Annotated in this window: 14 protein-coding genes; 5 read left to right on the forward strand and 9 right to left on the reverse strand. The window is 69.9% G+C overall.

Translation table 11 applies throughout. The annotated features are described in order from the left end of the window. The 3 genes from VGD44_RS18715 to VGD44_RS18725 all read right to left on the reverse strand — a co-directional run. The coding region (locus VGD44_RS18715; protein ID WP_331089889.1) for an efflux RND transporter permease subunit at nucleotides 1-454 on the reverse strand (454 nt) is incomplete at its 3' end. A 4-nt stretch (nucleotides 455-458) separates the two neighbouring features. Continuing rightward, nucleotides 459-1,544 (reverse strand): efflux RND transporter periplasmic adaptor subunit, encoded by a 1,086-nt coding sequence (locus VGD44_RS18720; protein WP_331089890.1) that lies wholly within the window; start codon nucleotides 1,542-1,544, stop codon nucleotides 459-461. A gap of 10 nt (nucleotides 1,545-1,554) precedes the next feature. Continuing rightward, nucleotides 1,555-2,970, reverse strand: a complete 1,416-nt coding sequence (locus tag VGD44_RS18725; protein WP_331089891.1) for a TolC family protein — start codon at nucleotides 2,968-2,970, stop codon at nucleotides 1,555-1,557. Between the two features lie 180 nt (nucleotides 2,971-3,150). On the opposite strand from VGD44_RS18725, the gene VGD44_RS18730 reads away from it, so the two are divergent. The 3 genes from VGD44_RS18730 (at nucleotide 3,151) to VGD44_RS18740 (ending at nucleotide 6,605) form a co-directional block, all read left to right on the forward strand. Further along, complete coding sequence (locus tag VGD44_RS18730) at nucleotides 3,151-3,924, forward strand: TetR/AcrR family transcriptional regulator C-terminal domain-containing protein (protein ID WP_331089892.1); 774 nt, start codon at nucleotides 3,151-3,153, stop codon at nucleotides 3,922-3,924. 61 nt (nucleotides 3,925-3,985) lie between these two features. Then, on the forward strand, nucleotides 3,986-5,641 hold the full coding sequence (locus VGD44_RS18735) for a M28 family metallopeptidase (RefSeq protein WP_331089893.1): 1,656 nt from the start codon (nucleotides 3,986-3,988) through the stop codon (nucleotides 5,639-5,641). A gap of 139 nt (nucleotides 5,642-5,780) precedes the next feature. Next, a complete protein-coding gene (locus VGD44_RS18740; RefSeq protein ID WP_331089894.1) occupies nucleotides 5,781-6,605 on the forward strand; it encodes a DUF72 domain-containing protein in 825 nt (274 codons plus the stop codon). Between the two features lie 7 nt (nucleotides 6,606-6,612). Here VGD44_RS18740 and VGD44_RS18745 read toward each other — a convergent pair whose 3' ends face one another. The 5 genes from VGD44_RS18745 to VGD44_RS18765 all read right to left on the reverse strand — a co-directional run bounded on the left by VGD44_RS18745 (nucleotide 6,613) and on the right by VGD44_RS18765 (nucleotide 12,839). Further along, entirely contained in the window at nucleotides 6,613-8,109 is a 1,497-nt protein-coding gene (locus VGD44_RS18745) for a sensor histidine kinase (protein WP_331089895.1), read from the reverse strand. Between the two features lie 85 nt (nucleotides 8,110-8,194). Then, the gene (locus VGD44_RS18750) at nucleotides 8,195-9,580 is read right to left on the reverse strand and encodes a class I SAM-dependent methyltransferase (RefSeq protein WP_331089896.1); all 1,386 of its coding nucleotides are present in this window, start codon (nucleotides 9,578-9,580) and stop codon (nucleotides 8,195-8,197) included. Further along, on the reverse strand, nucleotides 9,577-9,783 hold the full coding sequence (locus VGD44_RS18755) for a hypothetical protein (protein ID WP_331089897.1): 207 nt from the start codon (nucleotides 9,781-9,783) through the stop codon (nucleotides 9,577-9,579). Before VGD44_RS18755 ends, VGD44_RS18750 begins: the two co-directional genes overlap by 4 nt. Before the next feature lie 78 nt (nucleotides 9,784-9,861). Further along, on the reverse strand, nucleotides 9,862-11,496 hold the full coding sequence (locus tag VGD44_RS18760; protein ID WP_331089898.1) for a hypothetical protein: 1,635 nt from the start codon (nucleotides 11,494-11,496) through the stop codon (nucleotides 9,862-9,864). A gap of 86 nt (nucleotides 11,497-11,582) precedes the next feature. Next, a complete protein-coding gene (locus VGD44_RS18765) occupies nucleotides 11,583-12,839 on the reverse strand; it encodes a hypothetical protein (RefSeq protein WP_331089899.1) in 1,257 nt (418 codons plus the stop codon). A 188-nt stretch (nucleotides 12,840-13,027) separates the two neighbouring features. Between VGD44_RS18765 and VGD44_RS18770 the strand changes: the two genes are divergently transcribed. Then, nucleotides 13,028-13,939: an SDR family oxidoreductase gene (locus VGD44_RS18770; protein WP_331089900.1), complete on the forward strand. Its 912-nt coding sequence runs from the start codon at nucleotides 13,028-13,030 to the stop codon at nucleotides 13,937-13,939. A 72-nt stretch (nucleotides 13,940-14,011) separates the two neighbouring features. Here the strand turns inward: VGD44_RS18770 and VGD44_RS18775 are convergent, their stop codons facing one another. Further along, a complete protein-coding gene (locus VGD44_RS18775) occupies nucleotides 14,012-14,320 on the reverse strand; it encodes a hypothetical protein (protein WP_331089901.1) in 309 nt (102 codons plus the stop codon). Between the two features lie 172 nt (nucleotides 14,321-14,492). Here VGD44_RS18775 and VGD44_RS18780 point away from each other — a divergent pair. Further along, nucleotides 14,493-15,760: methyl-accepting chemotaxis protein (locus tag VGD44_RS18780; RefSeq protein WP_331089902.1), on the forward strand; the 1,268-nt coding region annotated here is incomplete at its 3' end.

A 15,760-nucleotide genomic window follows, 5' to 3' on the forward strand; every position in this document is an offset into this window, starting at 1 on the left:
TGGTGATCGGCAGGCTGTCGAACTCGACCCGCTGGACCAGCGGCTCGTCGATCTCGCGAGGCAGGTTCGGCCGGATCTGGTCGATCCGCGACTGCACCTCGTCGGTCTTCTTCTGGATGTCCTCGCCGATCTCCAGCTCGAGCATCGTCGTGGACGCGCCCTGGGTGACCGTCGACTGGATGTTGCGGACGTTGGAGATGGACGCGACCGCGTCCTCCACCTGGCGGGTGATCTGGGTCTCGATCTCGCCGGGCGCCGCCCCGCTCTGGGTGATCGTCACCGAGACGGCGGGGAAGGTCACGTCCGGGAAGTTCTTCACCGCCAGGCCGAAGTAGGCGATCACGCCCGCCAGCACGAGGCCGACGAACAGCACCGTCACCGGGACCGGGTTGCGGATCGCCCACGCCGAAATGCGCAGTTGCGGGGCGCCCATGGGGTCGTGGCCATGGCTCATGGGGTCAGGGCCTCTTGGCGGTCGCAGCGGCGGTCTTGCCGGCAGGGGCCGCGGCGACCACGCGGCCTTCGACCGGCTTGATCAGGTCGTTGTCGAGCAGGAAGGCCGCGGCGTTCTGGACGACGCGCGTCCCGGCGGGCGGCCCCTTGACCAGCTGGACATAGCTGCCGCCCCGCGCGCCGGTCTGGACGCTGACGCGCTTCACGCGGTTCTGGGCGTTGACGGTCATGACGCTGGCGCCGTCGGCGTCGTAGCGGATCGCGGTCTCAGGTACGGTCAGCGCCGTCCCGGCGGCGTCGGAGAAGACGGCGCGGGCGAACCCGCCGGCGCGGATGTCGGGCCGTACGGGCAGCAGGATGCGCACCTGGCCGAGTTTGGTCTGCGGGTCGATCTGCGGGCTGATGAGCCGCACGCGGCCCTGGGCGACCGCGCCGCTGGACAAGGTGACGGTGGCGGTCTGGCCCACGCGGACTCGGGCCAGGTCGGCGTCGGTGAGCTCCGCGGCGAGCTCGACCTGACCGTCGCGGGCCAGGCGGAACCACGGCGTGGCCCCGCCAGCGGAAAGGTCACCCGGCCGCACGGTGCGCTCCAGGACCACCCCGGAGACCGGCGCCACGACCGCCAGCTTGCGCCGCTGGGTCTGCAGGTTGCGCAGCGTCGCGCGGGCGGCCTGGGCCTGGAACCGGCGCTGGGCGATCTGCTCCTGGCTGAGCACGCCCTGACCGTCGAGGTCCGCGACGCGGTTCGCCTGGTCCTCCGCCTGGGCGGCCTGGGCCTGCGCCTGGGCGACCTGGGCCTCGAGCAGCGATGGGTCGAGCACGACCAGTGTCTGGCCCGCGCGGACGTAGTCGCCGAGGTCCGCCGTCACGCGCAGCGCTCGGTAGCCGGTGACCTCGGGCAGGACCGCGGCCTCCTCCCGCGGGAGCAGGTCGCCGGAGGCCGAGAGACCGCCGACAATGGCGCGGTTCTCGACGCGCACAACCTGGAAGGCGCGGGCGCGGGCGGCCTCGGTCTCTTTCTCGGGAGGCTTCTTGCAGGCTGCGAGCGCCAGCACTGCGCAGATGGGAACCAGGGCTTTGGCGAGCTTCATGGCTAGCGTCTCATCTTGCGGCGTAGGCCTGGGCGGGCCAGCCGCCGCCGATGGCCTTCATGGCCTGGACGGAGCGGCGAAGCGCCTGGACCTGGGCCGAGGTGAGCTGGGTGCGCACGCCACGCCAGGCCTGCTCGGCCGAGAGGGTGGAGGTGAGGTCGGTGAGCCCGCGGGCGTAGCCGGTGCGGGCGGCTTCGTAGGCGCGGCGCGCGCGAACCTCGCCGTCCGCCAACAGCGCCACGCGGCGGCGGTCGGCGTCCAGGTTCACCAGCGCGCCTTCGGCTTCCTGGAAGGCGGTCTGGAGCGCCTTCTCGTAGGCGGTGACCGCCTGCTCGGTGCGCGCGTTCTGCACCTTCAGCTCGGCCATCAGGCGGGGGATCGACAGGATCGGCTGCATCACCGAGCCGGCGATCGACCAGTTCTGGGTCTCGGACGAGAAGCCCGGCTGCTCGATGCGCGACCAGCCGATGCCCGGCGACAGTGTGAACGACGGGAAGAAGGCCAGGCCCGCGAGCTTCTGCTGGGCAGCCGCCGAGCGCAGCGCCGCCTGCGCCTGGCGCACGTCAGGCCGGCGCTGCAGCAGGTCGCTGGGCAGCGATGCGGGCACGGCGGGCGGCGCGCCCACCTCGGGCGGGGCGTTGATGTTGTTCGTGGGCTCCACCACCCGGCCGGCGAGGATCAGGATCGCCCGCTTCTGGACCTGCAGCTGGGCCTCCAGACCCTCGATCCCAGCCCTGGCCTGGGCGAGGTCGCCGGCGATGCGGTCGGGCTCGGACGACGCCGAGAGGCCGAGCTGCGCCCGCTTGGTGGCGAGGTCGTAGAGGTCCTGCTGGATGCGGGCCGTCTCGCGCGCGTCGGCGAGCTGGATGGCCAGGCCCCGCGCCTGGAACCAGGCGTCGGCGGTGTCGGCCGCGAGCTGGGCGCGGGTGACCTCGTAGGCGTAGCGGGCGCGGTCGAGCTCGGCGCTGGCGGCCCGGTAGGCCACGAAGCCGCGGCCCCAGGGGTCGACCTCCCAGTTCACCGTGAACCCGGCCTGGTACTGCTCGGAGACGCCCGCCGTGGAGAAGCCCGGGATGTTCGCCGCCGTGCCGCCTATCTGCCTGGTGTCGGTGCGCCGGCCGGAGGCCGTTGCGTCTCCTTGCGGCAGATACTGCAGGATCGCGCTCGTCCGCTGCGCCTTGACCTCGTCGAGGCGCGCGCGGGCCGTACGGATGTCCGGGTTCCGCGCCAGCGCCTGTTCGACAAGGGTCGTGAGCTCGGGGTCGCCGTAGGCGGTCCACCAGGTGTCCAGAGCGATCGCGCCCGCCGGAGCGCCGGCGGGGCCCTCGAAGGCCGCCGGCAGGGCAAGGTCAGGCTTGCGCGGGCTGGCGCAGCCGGCGAGCACGAGAGCGGCCAGGACGGCGTAGGAACCGGGGCGACGAAGCATGGGCGTCTGGATTGATGGACCGGCGTTGTTGAACAGGACTCGCACGCCCGGCGCAACGGCGCGTGGGCCCATATCCCGGATGTCGCCTCCGCCGGCGACTCTGTCGGCCACCGTGCGGCAGCCCGTCTCGCTTAAACTCTGTATGATGTAAAGTGTTTTCTCGGTAATGTAGCGAGGACCATGACGCGGGACGTGACCGGCGGGGCAGACCCCAAGCGCAGCATCGATCTGCTGTGGGGCGCCGCCGAGCCCGGCCGGCGCGGGCCCAAGCCGCGCTATTCCGTCGAGGACGTGGTGGCCGCCGCCGTCGCCGTAGCCGACGCCGAGGGCCTGGCGGCCATCTCGGTGCGCCGGATCGCCATCGAGCTCGGCGTCTCGGCGATGTCGATCTACACCTACGTCCCGTCCAAGGCCGAGCTGATCGAGCTGATGTTCGACCGCGTGCTGGGCGAGGGGGTCGAGCCGGCGGCTGCGGCGACGGGATGGCGCGAGGCGCTGACGGGGCTCGCGTTCGAGCGCTGGGCGCTGGGCGAGCGGCACCCCTGGATGCTGGACCTGGCGCTGCACCGCCCGCCGCTGGGCCCCAACCTGCTGCGCCGGCACGAGGCGGCGCTGCGCATCCTGGACGGCACCGGCCTGGACGACCTGACCAAGGACCTCGTGATCGACGTGCTGCACAACTACCTGCTGGGCGCCCTGCAGCACGCCCGCGAGGCCCGCGAGGCCGAGAAGCAGAGCGGGCTCACCGACGAGCAGTGGTTCGCGCTGGCCGAGCCGGCGCTGACGGCGAAGCTGGATCCGTCCAGGTTCCCGCTCGTCCTGCGCCTGGGCGAGGCCTGGCGCGCGGCCGACAAGGCAGTGGTAGCCGATCCCCTGTGGCGCTTCCGCTTCGGCCTGGACGTGGTGCTGGACGGGATAGGGGCGTTGATCCAGGCGAAGCGGGCCGCGGCCTAGCGAAGGACCAGCGAACCCCTTAGGGTCGCGCAACTTTCCTCCCCCCAGTACGAGTGCGTACATGCAAAAGCTTCTCCTAAGCGTCGCGGTCATGGCGTTGGCCGCGAGCTCGGTCGCGGCCGCGCCTTCCGCGGTGGACGCCCAGCGGATCCTCCGCGACACCCAGGTGCTGTCGTCCGACGAATACGAAGGCCGGGCGCCGGCCAGCGAGGGCGAGAGGAAGACGGTCGCCTACCTCACCGAACAGATGAAGGCGGCGGGCCTGCAGCCGGCGGGCGACCCGCTGCCGGGCGGCGGCCGCGCCTGGACCCAGGACGTGCCGCTGGCCCGCTTCGCCACCACGGGGCCGGTGGGCGTGGGCGTCGTCGTGAACGGCCAGGCGCAGACCTGGACGCAAGGGCAGGAGGTCGCCATCCGCGCCGCCCAGACGGGGGCCGACCGCATCACGGTCAGGGACGCGCCGGTGGTGTTCGTGGGCTATGGCGTCACGGCGCCCGAGCGGAACTGGGACGATTTCAAGGGCGTGGACCTGAAGGGCAAGGTCGCCCTCGTCCTCGTCAACGACCCGGACTTCGAGACGGGCCAGGGCGACTTCGGCGGCAAGGCGATGACCTACTACGGCCGCTGGACCTACAAGTACGAGGAGGCCGCGCGACAAGGGGCGGTGGGCTTCCTGGTGATCCACGAGACGGCGCCGGCCTCCTACGGCTGGGCCACCGTCAAGAACTCCAACACCAACGAAATCTTCGACACCGTCCGCAAGAACCCGGCGGAGGCGCACGCGCCGATCGAGGGCTGGGTGCAGGGGAATGTGGCCGAGGGCCTGATGAAGGCGGCCGGCTTCGACTTCGACACGCTGAAGAAGCAGGCGCAGACCCGCGACTTCAAGCCGGTAGCGCTGACCGGTGTGACCTTCTCGGCCGACTATGCGGTCGACGTGCAGAAGGTGGTCTCGAAGAATGTCGTCGGGGCCGTCATGGGTTCGAAGCACCCCGGCGAGCGGGTGGTCTACACCGCCCACTGGGACCACCTGGGCGTGGGCCAGCCCGACGCCAAGGGCGACCGGATCTACAACGGCGCGCTCGACAACGCCTCGGGCACGGCGCTGCTGCTCGAGCTGGGCCGCGCCTTCGCCAAGGCGCCGAAGCCCGATCGGACCGTGATGTTCCTGGCGGTGACCGCCGAGGAGAAGAACCTGCTCGGCTCGGAGTACTACGCCGACAATCCGCTCTACCCGCTGGCCACCACCGTGGCCGTGCTCAACATGGACGGCGTCGGCCCGAACGGCCTCGCCAAGGACTTCACCACCTCGGGCAATGCGCCGCTCACCTTGCAGGACGAGCTGATCGCGGTGGGCAAGGCCCGCGACCGCTACTTCAGCCCCGACCCGCGGCCCGAGGCGGGCAGCTTCTACCGCTCGGACCACTTCTCCTTCGCCCAGAAAGGCGTGCCGGCGATCAGCTTCGGCGGCGGCCAGGACCTCGTCCCGGGTGGCAAGGCGGCCGGCCAGGCCAAGCGCACGGCCTACACCGCCGACAAGTACCATCAGCCCGCCGACGAGTTCGACCCGGCCTGGGACCCCAAGGGCTTCGAGGCCGACGGGACGCTGCTGTTCGACCTGGGCAGGAAGCTGGCGAACAGCCGCATCTGGCCGGAGTGGAAGGACGGCGCCGAGTTCAAAGCCGAGCGGGAGAAGACGAAGGCGATGCGGAGGTAGCTGTCCAACGCATTGCCCCTTCCTTGCTCGTCATTCCCGGCCTTGTGCCGGGGATGACGGACACGGAGGGCGCGAGAGAACATCTTGAGAACGTCCCCAATCGCCGCTACCTAAGTCGCACGAGACGGGAGGACGCCACATGGCCAACGCAGGTCGGATCCGGTGTGGGATCGGGGGCTGGACGTTCGAGCCGTGGCGGGGGGTGTTCTATCCGGCGAAGTGGCCGCATGCGCGGGAGTTGGAGTACGCCAGCCGCCACCTCACCGCGATCGAGATCAACGGCACCTACTACTCATCGTTCAAGCCCGACAGCTGGGCCAAGTGGCGCGCGTCCACGCCCGACGGCTTCAAGTTCTCAGTGAAGGCCTCGCGGTTCTGCACCAACCGCAAGGTCCTGGCCGACGGCAAGGCCAGCATGGACATCTTCCTGAACCAGGGACTGACCGAGCTGGGCGACCGGCTGGGTCCGATCCTGTGGCAGTTCATGCCGACCAAGAAGTTCGACTATGACGACTTCGCGGGCTTCCTCGACCTGTTGCCCGAGAAGCTGGGCGACCTGTCCGCCCGCCACGTGGTCGAGGTGCGCAACGCCAGCTTCAACGACCCGAAGTTCATCGGTCTCTGCCGCGATCGCGGCGTGGCGATCTGCAACTCCGACAACGAGAACTACCCCTTCATCTCCGACATCACCGCCGACTTCGTCTACCTGCGCCTGCTGTCGGCCGACGACAGCGTGCCCACCGGCTACACGGCGCCCGAACTCGACCAGTGGGCCGGCCGCTTCAAGGCCTATGCCGAGGGCCAAGTCCCGGGCGACTTCACGCCGGTCGACCGCACCGGCCCAGCCGAAGGCCCGCGCGACGTCTACGCCTTCGTGATCCACGAGGGGAAGGTGCGCGCCCCAGCCGCCGCCATGGAGTTCATCAAACGGGTCGACCCGACCTTCCAGATCCCCGCCGACTGACTCACGCTTAGTGCGCGACCGCACGGTCCTCGTCGAAGGTGGGCCGCTCCACCTCAGGCGGCTCGCCGGGCTCGGGATCGAAGGGTGCGGAGATAAGGCAGCGCACGCCGGCCGGCAGGAAGCGGATCTCGACTTCACCGCCCAGCTCATGCGCGAGCCCGCGCTCCAGGAGGCGGGCGCCGAAGCCGAGGGTCTTGGGCGGCGTGACCTTGGGCCCGCCGCGCTCGCGCCACTCCAGCACCAGCCGGGCTGCCTTGCTCCTGTCCTTGCCCTTGTCCGGGTCCTCCAGCCGCCATTCGATCTCGACCTGGCCCTTGTCGACCGAGAGCGCGCCGTACTTCACCGCGTTCGTGGCGAGCTCGTGCACGCCCATCGCCAGCGCCAGCGCCATCTTGGGCGAGATGCGCAGGTCCGGCCCCTTGAGGTCCACGCGGCCCGCGCCATGCGGCGTCATGGTGCGCGACAGCACGGTGGTGAGCGAGGCGCCGGCCCAGCGCTCGCGGGTCAGGATGTCGTGCGCCCAGGCCAGCGCCATAAGGCGGTTCTCGAAGTCGGCCAGCGGCCCCGCCCCGCCCGCGCGACCCAGGCTCTGGCGCGCCACCGACTGCACCGTCGCCAGCATGTTCTTCACCCGGTGGTTCAGCTCGTGGATCAGGAGCTGCTGGCGCTCCTCGGCGCGGCGGCGCTCGCTCACCTCGCGCTTGAGCTTGGCCTCGGCCACCTTCGGCTCGGTCACGTCCAGGGTCACCCCGACGACCCGAGCCGGCCCGCCGTCGCTCCGCCGCTCGACGACCGCGCAGCTCGAGCGCAGCCAGCGGTGCCGCCCGTCGGCGGCGGCCACGCGATACTCGAAGGTGATCTCGTCGCGGGCGAGTAGCGCGCGGACGCTCTCGTTCACCCGCTCCATGTCCTCGGCCACGACGAAGTCGCGCCAGTCGGCCACCGCCTCGTCCTCCGCCGCGGCCGGAAGGCCGATGAGGGCGCGCGCGGCCGTGATGTCGAGCCAGCGCATCGGCCGACCGGTGCGCCACTCCCAGGTCGCAGCGCGCGCGGCCTGGTGGGCGACCTTCAGCGTCTCGTTGGCGGCGCGCAACCGATGCTCATTGCGCCGGAGCGAGCGTTCGCTGCGCTCGCGCTGGGTGACCTCGCGCAGGATGAACACCATCCCGCTCGTGATCGGCAGCCCCACCACCTCGACCCACTCGTCGCGGCCGGCCGGGCGCGCCACCACGAACTCGATCGGCGAGTCGTCGCGCAGCGCGCTCAGGAAGCGCAGCTCCAGCGTCTGGTCGTCGAGGCCCATGAGCAGCTCGGCCAGAGGGCGGCCTCGCGGATCCTCGTCGCCCATGCGCAGGAAGCCGGCCGCGGCGGCGTCGCAGAAGCTGACGGCGGCGGATCGGTCGCAGGCAAACAGCCCGTCCTGGCTTGCGCCACGTAGCAGAGCCTCGCCGATTTCGCGCGCGAGGTCGCCCGGATCACCGGGCACACGAATATCGGCCGCCATCCAGCTCCCTCGATGCGGCCCCCGACCCGCGGCCAAGATGGCGTAAGCCGAGCTGTTGTGCGGCACGGCGCAGTGTCGCAGGCGATCAGGTGCGGTTGTACAGCGCTAGCAGGCGCCCGTTCTCAGCCAGCCGCTCGGTGCGCTCGACGCGCGCGCGGGCGCCCAGCGCGGCGAGGAACGCCGGGACCGTATAGTCCGGGAATATGTCTTCGCGCGTCGAGAGCAGCCGCTGAACCATCGGGTCCTCCTTGGGCGGGAACTCGATCACGCCGCGCGGCGCCATGCCGATCAGCCAGTCCAGGGCCATACCCATCGGCACGTTCCGGCCGATGACGATGTGGTGAATGAAGGCAAGCGCCACCAGGAAGTCCCCACTGGCCCGCTCGGCCAGACCCTTCCGCTCCTGCTGCGCCCAGCCCTGCGCCGGACTCGGATTGGCCGCGTCCAGCCACAGCGGCAGAAACGGCTTCGACGCTTTGTGGAAGCGATGGTAGGCCTGCTCGAGCGCGCCATGGTCGTAGTCGAAGCCGACGACGTACTGCGCCCCCGCCTCCAGCGCGACGTCCGAGTAGTCGCCGGTGTTGCAGCCCAGGTCGAACATGAGTGTGGGCTTGGCGGCCGCGACCGCCTCGCCCACGAAGGCGCGCTTCGCTTGGGCTTCGACGGCGGCATAGCTGTTGTGGGTGGCGTAGTCGCCCCACACCGTGGCCTTCGTCGGCGGCTTCAGGCCGGCCACGTAGTCGCGAAGGCCTGTCAGCATCGCCTTGAAGCCTGCTAGCGGCAAGCTCGCCGTGGGCGCTGCCGAGCCCCCCGACTTGATCGAACGATTCTGCAGCGCCGCCTGGGCCACGACGTGGCTCATCACCGTGAACGACAGCTTCTGTCGCCAGGGCAGAAGCGGCGCAAGGTCTTCTGGTGGGATCCCCTCGAGCGAGCCGCGGAACCAGGCGTTGGGCGCCACCTTGAGCAGCGACCACATGAGGAGCGGGTTCAAGAACTGCTCGCAGAACTGCCGGTGCCCGATCCAATACTCGCCGTCTCGGTAGGGCCGTAGCGACAGGTGATCGATGAACACCGGGCGGGAGCCCACGAACTGCACGTTGTAGGCGGTCGCGTCCGAGAGCGTGAAACCCCGCTCCAGGGCCTGCAGGTGCAGGTCGAGTTGGTGTAGCGCCGCGCTCCGATGGAGCGAGAAGCTCCACTCATACGGATAGCTGATGAACGGGATGCGCGGATGCTCCAGCACGTAAGCCGGCTGCGGCTCGAGGCCGTCCAGCACCGCTGGGTCCACCTCGCGCGAGCCTAGCAGCAGCCGCCGCTCGGCGAAGTCATCGAATAGCCCCGCGTCGCGCACAGCCACATAGGCGTCGGCGCTCACCGGCATGACGGCGCGCAGGATGCGAGAGTCCTTGAGGAAAATCCGCCCGCCCGGATCCCTGAAAGAACCGGGCTCGGCGTGCGGAGCCGTCATTCGGCGTCCTGCGCCTCAGTCTTGCGTCCCCGGGAGAAGAAGTTCTTCACACGTGCGATCTGAGATCGCCAGAACACCAAAGTCGTCGCCGCGCCTGCGATCAAGGCTTGAAGTATCAGGCTGCCGGTCGCGCCATCGAGATAGGCATAGGCAGGCGTTGCGATGACGGCGTAGCTTGCCGCTAGAAGCAATGCGGTTCTCATCCCAAGGACCCTCTGGAGACCCCAACCGTCACAAAACTGTTGCCCGTCTGTCGTGAAAGTCAAACGCTTTCCCCACCTTCACCGTGGGCTTGCCGCGAGCTGCAACCCAGGCGCGGGGACCGGCGCCCACGATTCGGGCATCAGGACGGCGCGGGTGGGACGCCATAAACGATCCTCGAGGACGATCCTCCGATCGTCCGCATGAGGCCGAGGGGCGCGCGCGAAGTCGGCGGCGACCAGGTCGGCCAGCAAACGGTCAATCGGCGCGGCCGCGGCCTCGTAGCCAGGCGCAACGCCCGGCGCTCGGACCGCGAAGATTGTGGCGTAGCTGGCGACGAGGTCGGAGTCGTCGGGACGCTGCGACGCGGTCGGGTCACGGCGCGTGATGCGCGATCCGTGGTCGCCATGGACGATCACCACGAAGCCGTTCCTCGCCGGAGACCGTTCCAGCGCCGCCACAGCCTCTTCGACGATGCGCGACGCGCACAGGACCTGTTCGAAGCTCGCGTCCTCCCGCTGGCGCAGGTCGCCCAACTGCCGCCGGTGCCGCCATTCGCGCCTGGGCTTCAGCGTGCAGTCCTCGCGGGCCACATACGGATAGTGCGGCAGCAGCAGGTGCGCCACATAGGCCTGTCCGGGCTGGGCGCCGGCCAGGTCCGCGGTCAACCGGCGCGCTTGGCGCAGGGCTTCCAGCGAGCTCGTCAGGTCGTGCTGCGCGTTGGCGATCGGCGGCAGGCGCACACCCATGCGCGTCGCGACTGGAATTACGTGACGGTCGTACCAGCGCGCGATCCGGCGGCCGGCCGCGGACAGCGCCAGCAGGTTGTAGGCCACCAGCGCCGACTTGTCTGACCGACTGAGGGCGGTCTCCCACACCCCGTCGAGACCCGTCTCCGGGTACCGCAGGCACCGGATCTCCCGGTCGTGGGCGCAGAGGTTCACCCAGCCGTTCTGGTAGACGGCGACCCGGTAGCCGAGGGTGCGGAGGCGGTCGAAGTACGCGTTGCGCCGGACCGCCAGGCCACCGTCGCGGTTGTCGCGCCGCACGGGCTGCGTGGCTCCGAAGTTCATCACCTCGGGCACTGAGTTCGTGGTGCGCATGTGGCGGCTGAACGCCCCACCGTACAGGTGGAAGCCGTGGCTCAGATAGAATGCCTTGAGCTGCTCGCGGCGCTGCGGCGACCGCGGATTGTCGGCGTGCAGGCCCTCTACGCCGACATGTTCGTCGAGGATCAAGTGCAAGATGGCCGGCCGGTCCGGCGCACCCGCGGCGAGCGGCGGCGCATCGGGCGACGGCCGTCGCTGGATGCCGACGCCGGCGACGCAGAGGCCGAACAGGACGAGGCCCGCGAACGCGAGAAGGGGCGCGAGCGGTCGGCGGAGGAAGATCGAGACGAGCAGCGTGATCGCGAATGCGGCCAGGGGCGCCAAGCCTTCCGTGTTCAGGTCGACCAACGCTGCGACCAGCGCGGCCTCCAGCAGGATGCGCAGCGGGCGTGGCGAAGCGAGGTACAAGGCGCCGCCTGCCAGCGCCGCCGCCGCCACCACGGCGTAGATGGGCCACAGCTCAGCCGCCAGAAGCGGGTAGCGGTTGAACTGCAGCATATTCACGATGCTGGCGTACGCCGGCAGCGCCACGGCGGCGACGGCGACTGCGAGGTTCGGCAGCAGGCCCGGGCGCTCCAGAACCCGGCGGCCTTCCGACAGCTCCATGCCTCACTCCCCGTCGATGCGCGACAGGAGACTTTGCGTTCCGCGTCCCGACGGATCAACCGGGGAGCGCCGCCGCGAAGCCGCTGTCAGGCGATCTGCGGCCGCGGCACCCACGTCTCGCGCAGGGAGAGTGGCAGGTTCGTCAGCGCCACGGCGCGGCCGCCCACCGGGGCAGGCACGGGCGCGCACACCGCCGGCCCGGTGACGAACGGGATGCGCAGACGCGAGGCGGTCTCGAGCTCGGACGAACGACGCACGTTGGTGACCCCGGGCCAGATCCGCCGCTGCTTGTAGTGGACGAGCCGCTCGGCGAAGCGCCGCAGGGCCGAGGTGCGCTGGTGCGCGTCGCCTTCGGGCAGCATCAGCGTGACGCTGTTGGCCGCCTCCGGGGGCAGCTTCTCGATCTCGAAGCCGGGGTCCGTGATCCGCAGGTCGATGGCGGAGACATACGGCGCAAGCAGCGCGCGCACCTGCCGCAGACCCGTGAACGCCGGGTCGCGGGGGACGTCGTAGACGCTCGCCGCCAGCTCCGCCCGCCGCCCGGACGGCAACTCCATCAGCATAGCCTGGTAGGCGTCCCGCATTGAGGGCCGCACCAGGCTGGAATAGCACATCGGCAGGAACAGCAGCGACCCGCGCGGCCGCTCGGTTAGCATGCGGACGGCGATCTTCAGGCACGCCTCGTCGAACGCGACCGCGTCCCGGGGCATGTGCTCGGGCCCGTCCACCAGGCTGAGGTGCGTGCGCGCGTTGGCCGGCACGCACATCACCACGTCGCCGTAGAACAGCTCGCGGGGCGTGAAATAGATGCCTTGGAAGCCCTCCCAGGCGGGCGCGGCCGCGGGCGGGGCGGCGGTCAGCTCGCGCCTCAGCGCGGAGTCGTCGTCGGGAGCCCATTCCGGGTCGGCCGCAACGGCGGCCGGCGCGCCGGCCGGCTCGCGCCATTCGGCGACGATGCGCGTGAGCCGGCCGCCCGGAGGCAGCAGGCTCGGATCCTTAACGGCGGCCGCGACGGTCTTCGCGTCCAGGGTTGCGAAGGCGGTGACCGCCGCCTGGTGGCCCTCGAACACCAGGAGCGCCACTTCGCCTTCGTCGCCGGTCCCGAACAGGTGCCGCTGCAGCTCGTCGGACAGGCGGCGCAGCTCCCCCAGGTCCAGCTCGTCGGACCGCGGATCGATCAGCAGGAAGCAGAAGGCCGTGAACGGCGAGAAGCGACGCGGCCAGGACCACCGCGTCTCGAGATAGGCGGACGCGAACTTCTGCACGAGCGGCGCCAGCACCTCGGGCGGCATCTGCGCGCACTCGCCGCTGACGTCCACGCGAAGGCAGGCCACGGCGCTCATGTCGAAAAAATCCCCGAAAAAACAGACCGTTGAATCTCAGGTAAGACTAGCGCGCCCTTAAAGATCGTTAAGGTTGTATGCGACAATCTGACCCACCATGGCGCGACTTGCCGAGCTTGCGGCGGGGCGCGCCATTGACCGCCCCCGCGTCATGCGGCCGCATGTCGGTCAAAAGGGAGAAAGCCGCGATGACCGAACTCACCCTCGACGACCTGATGTTCAAGCCGGGCCTCATGAAGGGCCAGCGGATCCTCATCACCGGCGGCGGCACCGGCCTTGGGAAGGTGATGGCCGAGGCCTGCGCCATGCTGGGCGCCGAGGTGGTGATCTGGGGGCGCCGCGGGAACATCGTCCAGGAGACGGCCAAGGAGATCGCCGACGCCCACGGCGCCAAGGTCACCGGCATGGCCTGCGACATCCGCGTGCCCGAGGCCATCCACGACGCGATGGACGAGGTCTGGGCGGGCGGAGCGCTCACCGGCCTGGTCAACAACGCCGCCGGCAACTTCATCAGCCGCACCGAAGACCTCTCGCCCCGCGGCTTCGACGCCATCGCCAACATCGTCTTCCGCGGCTCGTTCTTCGTGACCCTGGACGCCGGCAAGCGCTGGCTGGCCGAGGGCCGCCATGCGTCGGTGGTCTCGATCCTCACCGCCTGGGTCTGGCACGGCGGGCCGTTCACCGTGCCCAGCGCCATGTCCAAGGCCGGCCTGAACGTCATGACCCAGTCGCTGGCCGTGGAATGGGGTGGCCGCGGCGTCCGCTTCAACGCCATCGCCCCGGGTCCCTTCCCGACGGAAGGCGCCTGGGCGCGGCTCAATCCGGGCGGCGGCGTCGGCGCGAACGGCGAAAAGCCCGATCCGACCATCCCGCTCGGCCGCAACGGCGAGATGCGCGAACTCGCCAACCTGGCGGTCTATCTGCTGGATCCGGGCTCGGCCTATGTGAACGGCCAGACCATCGCCATCGACGGCGGCGGCCATCTGCGCGGCGGCGGCGGCTTTGCCCGCCTGTCCGAGTGGGGCGACGCCGAGTGGGAGGCGGCCCGCAACGCCATCAAGGGCGCCAACGAGAAAGACCGTGCGCAGCGCACGGTCTGACGGGACCCCAAAAATAAAAGACGCCCCGGGGAGGCGGGGCGTCTTGGTGTGGTCCGTTCCTCGGTGTGACGCTTACGCGCCGCCCGGGAAGCGCATCGGGATCTTCACGTCGCCGGCCTTGTCGCCGATCGGCATCGCCGCGGCCACGCACAGGGCGGCCTTGTCGAAGCCCTTGCCCGGCGCACTGTCCGAAAGAACGGTGCAGCCATCGAGCTTGCCGCCCGACGCCGTGCATTGAAGCATCACGGTCGCGGAATCCTTGGTGTTCGCATTCTTAACAAGGCATTTAGCCATGTTTTCCTGGAACGACGCAGCGCTTACGCCCGTCGCCAGCATCAAACTCAGAGCAACACCACCGAAAAGAGAGACAGCCTTCTGCATCCCCACCTCCTGTTGAAGAAACAATATGAGGGGAATACCGGGAGGCGGTGAATCATCTCTAAATTTCCCGAAAAACTGGGAAAAGTGAGAATCCGTTAGGGACCTCCGTTCATTGTGAACACGCTCGCGGGGTGTGTCCCCAGGCAGAAGGAACCTTGGGGGGTACCCTCGCATGAAACGCTTTAGACTCGATGACCTGCCGCTGATGGTGAAGGTCGGCTTCGCGCCCGCGCTCGCGCTGGTGATGATGGCCATTCTCGCCACCGGCGCTGTCGTTCTGCAGCAGAAGCAGACGAACGAGCTGCAACGGGTCGTCCAGACGGACATGCCCAACAGCCTGCGCATGCAGAAGATCTCGGAACGCATCACCGGCGTTCACGGCGAGCTCTACCTGCTGCTCACGCACCAGGCCGCGCAGATGGAGCCGGAGAAGATCGGCGACCAGAGCAAGGCCCTGCTGGCCGACATCGACCAGATCACCAAGGACGTGGGCGTCGCCCGCAACGCCGCGCCGGCGTCGCAGCGGCCCGCCTATGACAAGCTGATCAAGGACCTCAAGGAAACCCGCGACGCGCTGGACATCATCGTGTCGATGATGAGCGCCGACTTCGCCTCGGCGGCCGGCTTCGCCGCGCCCTTCGAGGACCAGTACAAGAAGATGAGCGCCAACCTGCAGTCGATCGTGACCCAGGCCCAGGCCGAGACCGACAAGAAGGCCAAGGCCACCACCGACGCGGCCCAGGCCGCGCAGATGGCGACTATCGCTGCCGCCGTGATCACCCTGCTGGTCGTGGGCGCCATCGCCGCCTTCCTTGTGCTCAACATGAAGAAGGCCGTGCAGCGCATAGCCGGCGCCACCGAGCGCCTGTCGCGCGGCGACAACGACGTCGACGTCGAGAAGCTGGAGCGCAAGGACGAGCTGGGCGCCATCGTGAAGTCGCTGGCCGTCTTCCGCGAGAACCAGCTCCACCTCGAGCGCATGCGAGCCGAACAGGAAGAGCAGCGCGCCGCCGCCGAGGCGACCCGCCGCGAGAACGCCGCCCTCGCCGAGGCTTCGGCCGAGGAGCAGGGCCGCGTGGTCAGCTCGCTGGCCGGCGGCCTGGAGCGTCTGGCGCAGGGCGACCTCACGGTCCGCCTGCAGCAGGGCTTCCCGGGCGCCTACGAGAAGCTCCGCAACGACTTCAACGACGCCGTCGCCAAGCTGGAGAAGGCGCTGGCCGCCATCGCCGTGTCGACCAACGCCATCCGTTCCGGCGGCGGCGAGATCGCCTCGGCCACCGACGACCTGTCGCGCCGCACCGAGCAGCAGGCGGCCACCCTCGAGCAGACCGCCGCCGCGCTCGACGAGATCACCACCACGGTGCAGCGCTCGTCCGCGGGCGCCAACCAGAGCCGCGAAGCCGTGGCCTCGGCCAAGGCCGAAGCCGAACGCTCGGGCGA

Source organism: Phenylobacterium sp., assembly GCF_036402295.1.
Taxonomy (GTDB): domain Bacteria; phylum Pseudomonadota; class Alphaproteobacteria; order Caulobacterales; family Caulobacteraceae; genus Phenylobacterium.

Bases quoted from the DNA above. Each gene is read 5' to 3' on its own strand.
- VGD44_RS18720 (WP_331089890.1), bottom strand. From the start codon at position 1,544: ATGAAGCTCGCCAAAGCCCTGGTTCCCATCTGCGCAGTGCTGGCGCTC.
- VGD44_RS18725 (WP_331089891.1), bottom strand. From the start codon at position 2,970: ATGCTTCGTCGCCCCGGTTCCTACGCCGTCCTGGCCGCTCTCGTGCTC.
- VGD44_RS18730 (WP_331089892.1), top strand. From the start codon at position 3,151: ATGACGCGGGACGTGACCGGCGGGGCAGACCCCAAGCGCAGCATCGAT.
- VGD44_RS18735 (WP_331089893.1), top strand. From the start codon at position 3,986: ATGCAAAAGCTTCTCCTAAGCGTCGCGGTCATGGCGTTGGCCGCGAGC.
- VGD44_RS18740 (WP_331089894.1), top strand. From the start codon at position 5,781: ATGGCCAACGCAGGTCGGATCCGGTGTGGGATCGGGGGCTGGACGTTC.
- VGD44_RS18745 (WP_331089895.1), bottom strand. From the start codon at position 8,109: ATGGCGGCCGATATTCGTGTGCCCGGTGATCCGGGCGACCTCGCGCGC.
- VGD44_RS18750 (WP_331089896.1), bottom strand. From the start codon at position 9,580: ATGACGGCTCCGCACGCCGAGCCCGGTTCTTTCAGGGATCCGGGCGGG.
- VGD44_RS18755 (WP_331089897.1), bottom strand. From the start codon at position 9,783: ATGAGAACCGCATTGCTTCTAGCGGCAAGCTACGCCGTCATCGCAACG.
- VGD44_RS18760 (WP_331089898.1), bottom strand. From the start codon at position 11,496: ATGGAGCTGTCGGAAGGCCGCCGGGTTCTGGAGCGCCCGGGCCTGCTG.
- VGD44_RS18765 (WP_331089899.1), bottom strand. From the start codon at position 12,839: ATGAGCGCCGTGGCCTGCCTTCGCGTGGACGTCAGCGGCGAGTGCGCG.
- VGD44_RS18770 (WP_331089900.1), top strand. From the start codon at position 13,028: ATGACCGAACTCACCCTCGACGACCTGATGTTCAAGCCGGGCCTCATG.
- VGD44_RS18775 (WP_331089901.1), bottom strand. From the start codon at position 14,320: ATGCAGAAGGCTGTCTCTCTTTTCGGTGGTGTTGCTCTGAGTTTGATG.